Origin of the sequence: Priestia flexa NBRC 15715 (assembly GCF_001591565.1) — a bacterium.
In the GTDB taxonomy this organism is placed as follows: Bacteria; Bacillota; Bacilli; order Bacillales; family Bacillaceae_H; genus Priestia; species Priestia flexa.
This window is the reverse complement of sequence record NZ_BCVD01000041.1, coordinates 17,278-28,028: the sequence shown is the minus strand read 5'-3', so window position 1 is coordinate 28,028 and position 10,751 is coordinate 17,278. Positions and strand designations below refer to the sequence as shown.

Here is a 10,751-nt window from a genome sequence, read left to right as displayed (position 1 = left end):
TTTTACCTAGTAGGCACTAGCTAAATTAAATAAAACCACAATAATAATGAATGGCAAAATATATTTAACTAGGATAAACCACGTTGAAAATAACCTTTCAGATTTTGGGCTTCCCGTTTTAAATTCTTCAAACACGTGCTCTTTTTTCATTTTCCATGTAATAAAAATAGCGATTAAAAGACTTCCAATGGGAAGCATTAAGTTACTTACAAAGAAATCTGCTGTGTCAAAGATGTTTCTACCAAACACCGTGATGTGCTTTAAGACACCAAATGACAGCGCTGAAGGCAACCCAACAAGAAAGACAATAACTCCTGCTAATACTGCAGATTTTGGACGCTTCTCCTGCTTTTCTTTTGTAAGAGCCGCCACAATAATTTCTAAAAGTGAAAAAGATGAAGTTAACGTTGCAAATAAAAATAACAGCAAAAATAGTGCTAAAAATACAGGGCCGAATGGTACTTGCTCAAACACTTGTGGCAATACAACAAAAAGCAATCCTGGCCCTTCTGTTGGTTCCATGCCTAATGCAAATACGGCAGGAAAAATAGCTAACCCAGCGAGAAGTGATACAACCAGATTTAAAACAGAGATGGAACCGGCAGATTTTGTTAAGCTTATATCTTTTCCTAAATAAGAACTATAAGTAACCATGCAAGATAAACCTACGCATAGAGAAAAGAAAGACTGCCCTAATGCGTACAAAACAGATGTACCTGTAATGGCACTAAAATCAGGCTTCAAAAAGAACTCTATACCTTCCATTGCCCCATCTAGCGTTAACGAGCGAACAACGATAATTAAAAAACAAATAAATAACAAAGGCATCATATATTTGTTTGTACGCTCAATCCCTTTTTGAACTCCTCTTGATACAACATATACATTAATAATCAAAAATAAAGCCTGAGCTCCAATTACTAGATAAGGCTCTGCAATAACCGTATTAAAAAGTGCACCATACTCTTTTCCAGTAAGTAGTCCACTAAGACTCATAATGGTATAAAGAATAATCCATCCGCCTACAACGCTGTAAAAAGACAACAAGACCAGACAGCTGATAACGCCTACTCGTCCAATCCAAACCCAAGCTGTGTTGGGGGCAATTGCTTTATATGCACTAATCGCTTCTTTTCCAGTATGCCTACCAATAATAAATTCCGCTAACAACAACGGTAACCCGATAAAGAGCGTAAACAGTACAAACAATAAAAAGAATGCTCCTCCACCGCTTGTCCCAGTCACATAGGGAAATTTCCAAATGGCACCAAGACCGATCGCAGCACCTGCAGATGCTAATACGAATCCTAAACGTGAAGACCACTGATTTGCTTTACTCATATAACCAAATTCTCTCCTCTTCTATACTCATCTGAATAGTACTTTATCATATATTGAAGAGAAAATCATTCTCTATTGCATTTTTTCAAGAAAAACACTGCTTGTTTCGTTTTCTTACAATAACTTTTTTGTTCTAGCTATTCGCGAAAAGAAGACTCGTCACCGTCATATGCTTCTTGATTCGAAATAATTTCAATATGCAAGTGTCCTGCTTTTTCTAATCGAAGGACCTCTCTTTCCGCTTCTGCATAATCTTTACATGTAATTTGACTGTACTCCATATTTTCTTTATCTGTATAAGCTACTAAATACGTCATTTTTAAGCTCCTCTTTTACTTTATTACTTATGATATAGCCTTGAATGAATCCCTTTAAACATCCAAGACTATTTTTTTCTTCTTCACATATTTATATATAAAATCCGTTTGGTGTAAAGGAGGGTACAGAATGGCCTTTATTTTATCTTTTATTCCCATTGTTGTCCCTTTTGGCATATTGATTTGCTTAATCGGTTTCACATCTTCTTTATTAGAGGATCGTAACGAAAAAAAGAAACCCTAGCAATCGCTAGGATTTCTTCACTTTCGATAATTACGAATGAGCTGAACAATGATATTAAGTGCCAATATTACGACTACAACCCAAACTGTTGTTACAATCCCTGAGTATGCGCTTTGCTTAACAGAAATTGCAATAAAAGCCCATATGAATACGAGTGAGTATGCGATATCTCTGTTTTTTCTTGTAAACAAAACGCCTAATATTCCGCCCACTACAAGCATAATGATTGCCCACGTCTGTTCACCTAAACCAAACAGCGTTTCGATTCCATTAGCTTGGAATACAACAAAGACATTAACAATTGTTGCTACGGATACCCAGCCAATATAAATAGAAATCGGCAGCCTCATAAACCATGTTGTCATTCTGGAATTTTGAATGATGGAGTAAATAATCATTAGCGTTACTAAGAATAGAACGATGACGAGTAAAGCAAGAGTAAAGTAACGATATTGAAAGATAAAAATCCATGCACTATTTAGTAAACAACTAATGAAGAACCAAATACCAATTTTCGCATAGATTTCTTTTTGATCTTCTCTCGCAATAAATTGACGAATAATCCAGATAATTAGAAGCGTATAAATTAGGCCCCATATCGCAAACGCATAGCCTGCTGGCGTAAACAGTGTTGGTACGCTATCAGATACTTCACCTGTAGTTTGACCACCTATTGGTAAAGCGTTCGCTAAATAGTTTACGATTAACACAAGAACTAAACCAATCGCATTTAAGATACTATAAAAACGAAAATTTGCCATACTATTTCTCCTTTCCTGTAGATGTAAATATAGTTGTTCTAGCTAAAAAGATAAAATAGTAGCTTCTCTTCATTAATACCTCGTCTGACCTAAATTTATGCACTCGTTAACAATTTTTCTTAGAATAGGCCTTTTGACTCCTAAAAAAACAACAACTCAGCCTTAGGCTGAGTTGTTATTTTGAGTTTGCTTCTATACTTCTTGATTGACTGGATGATTTCTTTTCGTTTTTAACCCATCCTCTTAACATGGCAAATAAATAAATAGCTATGCTTGCTCCAATTGTAATAAGCACAAACAACCAATGCTGGCTCGTTGCAATCATTAATGGAGCAAATGTAATAAGGAGAATCTCTACCGGCGCAATCGGTATATATGCCAACGCGTAATCATCGAGTGTTTTACTTTTGCTTTCAGGATCCGCGATACGCAATAGTGCGATTCCCATTGCCGTTGTTCCTGTAATCCATCCCCAAGTGAAAATTCCTCGTTCAAACCAAATTGGACCAAAGAACTTGCCAGAAAGAACTCGGAATACAAACCATGCAAACAACAGACCGAATAATAATAACAGTGCAAAAGGTACAATATAGCTTGCTACCGCTGATAAACTAATAGAAGCAATACCAAACGCAACTAAGAAGTCTGTTGCACTTCCACTAATTCTGTTCATTACATCTGCATTAATATACTGATCGCTATTCGTTTTCTTCATAATACCTTTAATAGCTAAACCTACAAGAAAAGCTAGTGAAAAAGCCGGTATTGTTACTGAAGGCAACAACGTTTGACCTAGCTCACTTAAATAGTAGCCACCTAATGCGATAATTGTCACTAAAGCCACATGTAAGACAAGTGGATCAACAGCAATCGATGATACCGTATCCATTTTTGTAGAAGTGCGCTTTTCAGGGGGGATTAATCCTGTTCTTAATTCTCGTGGTAAGTCTTCAAATCTTGCAAGATAATTTGTTTCACCTTTTTTCGAATAATATTTAATGAACGCCAACCCTACTACGATTGAGCAAATAACACCAATTGTTGCTGATGTCATCGCTAGCGATAATCCTTCTTCCCATCCTTGCTTTGCAAACGCATCTCCGACAGCAGCCGCTGTTCCATGTCCACCGATAAATCCTGCTGCTAATAACAAGCCAAATCCTAAGTTTAAATCTCCCCAAACGTTATTTAATAGCAGCAATGAAAATAGTAAACCGACGCCCCACATTGCTAGCATAATCATTTGAGAATACGACCACATACTACCTACGCGACCCGCTATTTCTTTAAACTTTACACTTTGAGTTGCAATTGGAATTGCACCAAAAATAACCGCGATTAGAATACCTGGATAAGTTCCAATTTGATCAGTGAATGGAATGAGGCCAATACCGTTTGGCCCTAATGCTAAACCCAATATTCCGGCAATAATACTCGCAGGTAAAAATAAGTTTTGTACCCACCTGACCTTTGCTCGAATAATGGTACCAGCCACTAATAACAGTGAGATGAAACCAAGATCCACAAATAAATCCCATGCTGATAGATTCATTAAACAACCTCCTTAAAAAATATAATTCCTACTAAATCGACAGGACTAATTTATATTAAACTAGGCAAACTGAAAAGGCCATTTAGCTTCAGCTAAATACCTCTTCAATTTGTAGCTTAATTCTTTAATTGAGCTTGTTTAAACGTAACGAGCTTACAATTATTATAGCATGATAGCACAGCCTTTGCACATTCCGACAAGATTCGTGACAATTTTCTCATTTTTTCATTAACTACTTCAATCGTTTAGTTACTAGTTTCATATGTAATTTATCTCGTTTATTTTTTTAAAAAATATCACTATTCAAACTACTACTTCCGTTACTTTTGAACCATTCTTTCTAAACTTTTGTATAATTCTTTTTTTTATGTTAAATTGAATAAGAATAAAATGAAAGAATCCACTAGGGGTGCCGTTTGGCTGAGACAAGGAATCTTGATCCCTTTGAACCTGATCTGGCTTATACCAGCGTAGGAAAGTGGTACGGCGTTGTCGTGTAATACACCAACAACTGTCTTTACCACTCCATATAATGGGGTGTTTTTTTTGTTATTGCCTACATTTATAAGCGCGTTCCTTGTGGATTCAATTAGGGAGGAATATCAATTGTCATTTTCAGCTCAATTACGCAAAGAAGCAGCTTACATTTACGATGCCATCTTTCAACATCCATTTGTTGCAGGTATTAAGGAAGGAAAAGTTCCAAAAGAAGCTTTAATTCATTATGTGTCACAGGATTATGAATATTTAACTGCTTTTGTTCGCATATACGGTGCGGCGTTAACAAAATGTAGTACCCGTGATGAAATGGAAGTGTTTAATAACGGTATTTCAATTGTTTTACATAGTGAAGTCCATCCTCATAATAATTTTTGTAAAGTAGCTGGCATTCGTTATGAAGATATGAAGCATCAGCCCTTAGCACCAACAGCAAATCATTATATTAGCCACATGATGACGGTCGCACATACAGGGACACTAGGTGAAATTATTGCTGTGCTACTGCCATGTCCATGGACATACGTTGAAATTGGCGAGCGTATTGCAGGCGAAGTGAACTTAACACCGGATCACCCTTTTTACGAATGGATTTTCTTTTATACCAATGGAGAAATGAAAGAAACGACAAAATGGTTTTGTGACAAATTAGATGAGTTAGCAGAAAAAGCTTCAGCTGAGGAACGTAGACGTATGAAAGAGCATTTTATCAAAAGTTGCGAACTTGAGTATCTATTTTGGGACATGGCCTACAAACAAGAGCAATGGCCTCTATCTCAAACCATCGTGCACTCATAACAAACAGGGCTTCTTATAAAGAAGCCCTTTCGTTTGACGTTATTTCAAAAACTTTTTAATCGTTTTTAGACTTTGGTTATCAGACGGATACTTAAAGGCAAAATCAAACTTTGTTGTTTGCTTCAGCACGCTTTTAAAGTGTGAAAACGTTTTAAAGCTTGCCTCACCGTGATATTGACCGATTCCACTCTCTCCAACTCCTCCAAATGGCAGGTGCGGCGTTGCCAGGTGCATAATCGTATCGTTAATGCACCCTCCCCCAAATGAAACCGTGTTAATAATTTGCTGCTGAACCTCTTCACTTTCTGAAAACAAATATAGAGCTAGCGGCTTTGCTTTTTGATGAACTGCACTTACGACCTCATCTACACTTTCATATTCAATAAGAGGTAAAATTGGACCGAAAATTTCGTCTTGCATAACGCTTGAATCCCATTTTACTTCGTCTAAGACGGTTGGAGCAATCTGGAGCGTTTCTTCATTATAATTACCGCCAATTACAGCTTTTCCATCTTGTAAAAACTCAATTAAACGATCGAAGTGTCTCTCACTGACAATTCTGCCATAACGCCCGCTTGTGAGTACATCTTCGCCATAAAACTGCGTTACGGCTTTCTGTAGCTGTGCAATAAGCTGAACCTTTACGTCTTTATGAACTAACAAGTAGTCTGGAGCAACGCATGTTTGACCAGCATTCATACTTTTACCAAACATGATGCGCTTAGCCGCAAGTTCAACATTTGCATCTCTATGCACAATACAAGGGCTCTTACCTCCTAGCTCTAACGTGACTGGAATGAGCTGCTTTCCTGCTTCTTGCATAATGACTTTTCCAACATTGACGCTTCCTGTAAAGAAAATATAATCCAGCGGTTGCTTCAATAAGATTTGAGTCGTTTCCACAGCTCCTTCTATAACTGTAACAAACGAAGGGTCAAACGTTTTGGCAAGCAATTCTTCCATTACCCTTGAAACATTAGGCGTCAGTTCCGACGGCTTAATAATTGCTGTATTGCCCGCTGCAATAGCGCCAATTAATGGTGAAATAGCTAGTTGAAACGGGTAGTTCCACGGTGCAATAATGAGCGTCACTCCGTAAGGTTCCGGGATGATATATCCTTTTGAACCAATATGAGTCATGACTGTCTTTGCTTTTTTAGACTTCATCCAGCCGTCTAAATGCTTTAGCGTAAAGCGAATTTCTTCTAACAAAATGCCAATCTCAGAAGCATACGCTTCTATTTCTGATTTGTTTAAATCTTTTTTCAACGCCTCCATAATTACTTCTTCATTGGATTTAATCATGGATTGCAAATCCTTTAGTGCCTGCACTCGCACGGCTTTGGACTTTGTCTTTTGTTCATAGAAGTACCGCTTTTGCTTTTCGACAATATTGCTGATAATGTTCTCATCTGTAACGTAATACTCACTATGCTTCATTTCTTCACCTCTTTGATCATAAACATTCTTTTTCAATTGTTGAAATTAATTCCTTTAATAGCCCTACCGCATCTTCTAATGCGAGTGAATAATAACGCTGCGTTCCTTTTTGCTCAATACTTACAAGCTTTTGGTCACGTAATATTTTTAAGTGATGAGAAACTGCTGGTCGAGAGAGGGTTGATTCTTTTGCGATTTCATTGACCGTTAGTGGTTCCTTTTCTGCTAATAATAAAATAATGTCCTGTCTCGCTGAATCGCTTAGTGCTTGAAAAACAGGAATACTTGATCGAAATAATTCCACTGCGCGTGTACTCATGCTACCTATCCTCTCTTACTTAACTTCTTGCATACTTCTTACAACTTTTGTAATAAGCTTACGTGGGGAAAACCTCGGCAGCATAGTTGCTACTTTAGCTCCAAGTATAATAATCGTTTTCCCTCTCATGAATTGTTCATAACCTACTTTCGCTACATCTTCCACATGGAGAGCCCCTGATTCAAATAATTTTGAGCTACTTAAATTAGCTCGGTCACTAAAGCCCGTCTTAGTAGGCCCCGGGCAAAGCGCACTAATGGTTATATTAGTATCTTTCAACTCATTCTCCAACGCTTCAGTAAACGATAAAACATAGGCCTTTGTTGCATAGTAAACAGCCATCAATGGTCCAGGTAAAAAGAAGCTACTGATCAATGTTAAGAATTCGCCCTTGGTTACGCTCCACCATTCCTGGTAAGAATAGCTTCGTTAAATACGTGAGCGTTTTTATATTTAAGTCAATCATATCTGCTTCTTCAGCCCAAGATGTCTCGATAAATGCACCATATAAACCGAAGCCAGCATTGTTGACTAGAAACTGAACCGTAATACGTTGTTGCTTTATTTCATCGTAAAGCTTTAACGCCTCTTTTTGTTTAGAAAGATCTTTTATACTAATTAAAACAGAAATTGAATAGTTATTTTCAAGTTCTTTCTTTAACTCTTCCAGCTTTTCTTTACTACGTGCTACTAATACGGGTGAATAGCCATCTTCCGCAAAATGATATGCCAATTGTCTTCCAATTCCACCTGACGCACCTGTAATCAAAGCATATCCTTTTTCCATTTAAAACAGCTCTTGTGTTTATATGTTTAAAAACTTAAACATTTGAACACATCTTATCGAACTTAGTTTATACTGTCAACTTTTTATACATACGAGCATTTTACAAATTTCTCTTTTTGTTTACATAAAAGGCTAATGTCGTCTAGTTTTGACAACCTTTGTCACCTAGCAGGAAAAATTAGTTAGATATGGTGAATACAACATACAACGAAAATCAAGCTAGTACATACTTTTTATTATTAGGAAAGAATTAGAGGAGGAAAAAAAATGACTGAAATTTATACAATTAAAGCTGTATGTGACCGCCTAGATATAGATCGTCGCACATTAAAAGGGTGGGAAAGTTCCTTACAGGGTTATTTATATATTGAGAGAAGAGATGGAGCACGTGTATATACTGAGGACAAAATTGAGTTGCTCAGTGATATTAACCAGCTATTTGCGGAAAACTGCACCTTAGATGAAGTGAAAGAATACATACAGCTAGTGAGCCAAGAAACGCAGACGGTCTATGAAGAAGCTGCTCCTACAGTTGACGAAGTGTCGTCTGCAGAGACGAACGAAGATGTAGAGTCAAAATCCCTTGAGAAACCTGAAGACAGAATTGAGGAAATAGATGAAAAGGAAACTCACCCGCCTATTGAAGAACCAATTACTGAAGAGAAAGCGAACGTGTCTAATGAAGAGCTACTAAACAAACAAAGTCATCTTCATGCTAATGAATCAGAACCCGCCTCTTCTAATGACGTTATCGTACAAGAACGAGAAATATTGCAAGGAGAACTTGTAGAAGCGGTGCGACGCTACGAGGATGTTTTTGAAGTATTAAATTCATTTAAAGATGATTTATTAAAAGAAATGCGTGAAGGAATGCGTAACGAAGTACGTGAAGAAATTGTTGGTGAAGTAAAAAAAGAGCTTGAAAAAAGCGCTAATCAAACGTACGAAATGGTTGAAACAGTGGGAGCTGTTATCTCTGAGTCTTCAGAACGTAACGCTAAAGAAGTCGAGAATATGTCTAAGAAAATTATCCGTGCCAATGAAAAAGCATTGGATGAAATCTCGTCCATTATGGATGAACAGTCTCATACCGCAGAGCAAAGCGCTGAAGAAATGAAATTGTATATGAAAGATATCGTAGCGAATGCCGATGAATCATCAAAAGAGATGCAATATTTACTTGATCGCTTTTCTAGCAATTCTACCGTTGCAATGAATCAAGTTAAATTTATGGTCGAAAAGCTCTCTAATTCTTCTAGCCATACGACAGAAGAACTGCGAGATTTAATTGATTCCATGAATGAAGAACGCGTTTACTATTTGAAAGAAATGGAAAAGGAAAGAAAGCTTCACCGCCAAAATGTGTCTGAGCGAGAAGAAATGTTCAATGATTTTGTTCAAACATTTCGCCAAACAGCTGCTGCTGATATGAAAAGAAAGCGAAAGTGGTGGAAGCTCTTTTTATCATAATAAGTAAAGTCCCCAGTATCATGGGGACTTTACTTATTTTACGGGTCTTACTAAAATTGTCGTAAGCTCTTTTAGGAATGCCTGTTCATTAATACCCCAAGCTATATATGATGGTTCTTTTTGTTCTTCAACTAATGTTTTAGGTCGAAAATCTGCGATACTTTGTCCTTTTGCTTCTCCACTTAACTCTACACTTACTTTACGTTGAACATATTGAATAAGCTCATCGTTAACTAAAGCCATTAACGGAACGATATCATGTATAGGCGTTCCTTGTATACCAGGCCATTGCTTTTTATAGGCTTCAAAATAATAAGTATAAATTGGTAATATTAGAGGTTGAAATGGGTTTTGACTGGTTGATGATATTTTTTGAATCGTTTCCGGCTTTACAATAACCTTATGAGTAACGTTTAATGGATACACTCGCACCTTTTCTGCTCGTTCCATAACTACATTAGCCGCAATAGAATCACCATGAAAGTTAGCTTCTGCAACAGGCGTAACATTTCCTGGCACCATAAAAGCGCCACCCATTATAAAAAATTCATTTACATATTCATTTAATACATCCCCATGAAGTACAAATAACATAGCTAATTCCGTTAGACGTCCCGTAGCAATCACCGTAATATTCCCTTTATACGTTTCAATTAACTCGAATGATTTACTAAATGGCTCCACCGGTAACGCAAAGGATGGAGGAACATTAATTGGCCCTAAAGTTTCTCCATGTATCTCAGGATAAAAAACAGAGATTTCACCTGTGATTGGTCCTTTAGCCCCTTCTATAATTGGAATATCTTTACGATTTGCTAACGTTAAAACATAAGAAGTATTTAAAATCGCATCTTCTTTTGATACATTTCCATATCCGCTCACAATCCCTACTACGTTAATATTAGGATGTAAAAGAGCATACATAAGCGCCAAGGCATCATCAATACCTGGGTCCATAAACAACAAGACGTTAATCTCTTCTCGCAAAGCACCACCTCCCATTTTTTAACACACCTTATATAGTATATTTATGTTCAGTGATGCTTTGAAATACATGATACCCGCTTACAGATGCTCCGATCGTTCCTGCACCAGGGAAAATCGTATCTCCACAGAGCCATGCCCTTAACACCCGAGCGATGGGAAAGACTGTTAAACAGAGCATTCTCTAACGTTTGAGGAAATCCTCCTACGCCCCCTTGAGCTCTGGATGTGAAACGTTCC

11 protein-coding genes and 1 riboswitch are annotated in these 10,751 nt (G+C 37.2%); of the genes, 2 read left to right on the top strand and 9 right to left on the bottom strand.

Annotated features, from left to right (window positions below):
* Positions 1-6: 6 nt before the first annotated feature.
* The 4 genes from BFL01S_RS09125 to BFL01S_RS09110 form a co-directional block, all read right to left on the bottom strand.
* Positions 7-1,341 carry a sodium-dependent transporter gene (locus tag BFL01S_RS09125; RefSeq protein ID WP_061785515.1) on the bottom strand — a complete coding sequence of 445 codons (1,335 nt, stop codon included), beginning with the start codon at positions 1,339-1,341 and terminating at the stop codon, positions 7-9.
* Between the two features lie 137 nt (positions 1,342-1,478).
* Complete coding sequence (locus tag BFL01S_RS09120) at positions 1,479-1,658, bottom strand: hypothetical protein (protein WP_025908856.1); 180 nt, start codon at positions 1,656-1,658, stop codon at positions 1,479-1,481.
* A 261-nt stretch (positions 1,659-1,919) separates the two neighbouring features.
* Positions 1,920-2,663, bottom strand: coding sequence for a TspO/MBR family protein (locus BFL01S_RS09115; RefSeq protein WP_061785514.1), 744 nt, complete (start codon positions 2,661-2,663; stop codon positions 1,920-1,922).
* A 175-nt stretch (positions 2,664-2,838) separates the two neighbouring features.
* On the bottom strand, positions 2,839-4,215 hold the full coding sequence (locus tag BFL01S_RS09110) for a sodium/glutamate symporter (protein WP_025910620.1): 1,377 nt from the start codon (positions 4,213-4,215) through the stop codon (positions 2,839-2,841).
* A 395-nt stretch (positions 4,216-4,610) separates the two neighbouring features.
* Positions 4,611-4,709: riboswitch (TPP riboswitch) on the top strand.
* Positions 4,710-4,821: 112 nt separating this feature from the next.
* Between BFL01S_RS09110 and tenA the strand changes: the two genes are divergently transcribed.
* On the top strand, positions 4,822-5,511 hold the full coding sequence (gene tenA / locus BFL01S_RS09105) for a thiaminase II (protein ID WP_061785513.1): 690 nt from the start codon (positions 4,822-4,824) through the stop codon (positions 5,509-5,511).
* Positions 5,512-5,550: 39 nt separating this feature from the next.
* Here the strand turns inward: tenA and BFL01S_RS09100 are convergent, their stop codons facing one another.
* The 4 genes from BFL01S_RS09100 to BFL01S_RS21255 are packed head-to-tail and all read right to left on the bottom strand — an operon-like array spanning position 5,551 to position 8,057.
* A complete protein-coding gene (locus BFL01S_RS09100) occupies positions 5,551-6,951 on the bottom strand; it encodes an aldehyde dehydrogenase (protein ID WP_061785516.1) in 1,401 nt (466 codons plus the stop codon).
* 16 nt (positions 6,952-6,967) lie between these two features.
* Entirely contained in the window at positions 6,968-7,270 is a 303-nt protein-coding gene (locus BFL01S_RS09095) for an ArsR/SmtB family transcription factor (protein ID WP_025910749.1), read from the bottom strand.
* Positions 7,271-7,285: 15 nt separating this feature from the next.
* A complete protein-coding gene (locus BFL01S_RS21260) occupies positions 7,286-7,645 on the bottom strand; it encodes an SDR family NAD(P)-dependent oxidoreductase (protein WP_263621962.1) in 360 nt (119 codons plus the stop codon).
* Positions 7,635-8,057 (bottom strand): SDR family NAD(P)-dependent oxidoreductase, encoded by a 423-nt coding sequence (locus BFL01S_RS21255; RefSeq protein WP_253347142.1) that lies wholly within the window; start codon positions 8,055-8,057, stop codon positions 7,635-7,637. Before BFL01S_RS21255 ends, BFL01S_RS21260 begins: the two co-directional genes overlap by 11 nt.
* Before the next feature lie 267 nt (positions 8,058-8,324).
* Between BFL01S_RS21255 and BFL01S_RS09085 the strand changes: the two genes are divergently transcribed.
* Positions 8,325-9,527 carry a MerR family transcriptional regulator gene (locus BFL01S_RS09085; protein WP_061785512.1) on the top strand — a complete coding sequence of 401 codons (1,203 nt, stop codon included), beginning with the start codon at positions 8,325-8,327 and terminating at the stop codon, positions 9,525-9,527.
* 33 nt (positions 9,528-9,560) lie between these two features.
* Here BFL01S_RS09085 and BFL01S_RS09080 read toward each other — a convergent pair whose 3' ends face one another.
* A complete protein-coding gene (locus BFL01S_RS09080) occupies positions 9,561-10,529 on the bottom strand; it encodes a nucleoside hydrolase (RefSeq protein ID WP_061785511.1) in 969 nt (322 codons plus the stop codon).
* Positions 10,530-10,751 lie beyond the last annotated feature (222 nt).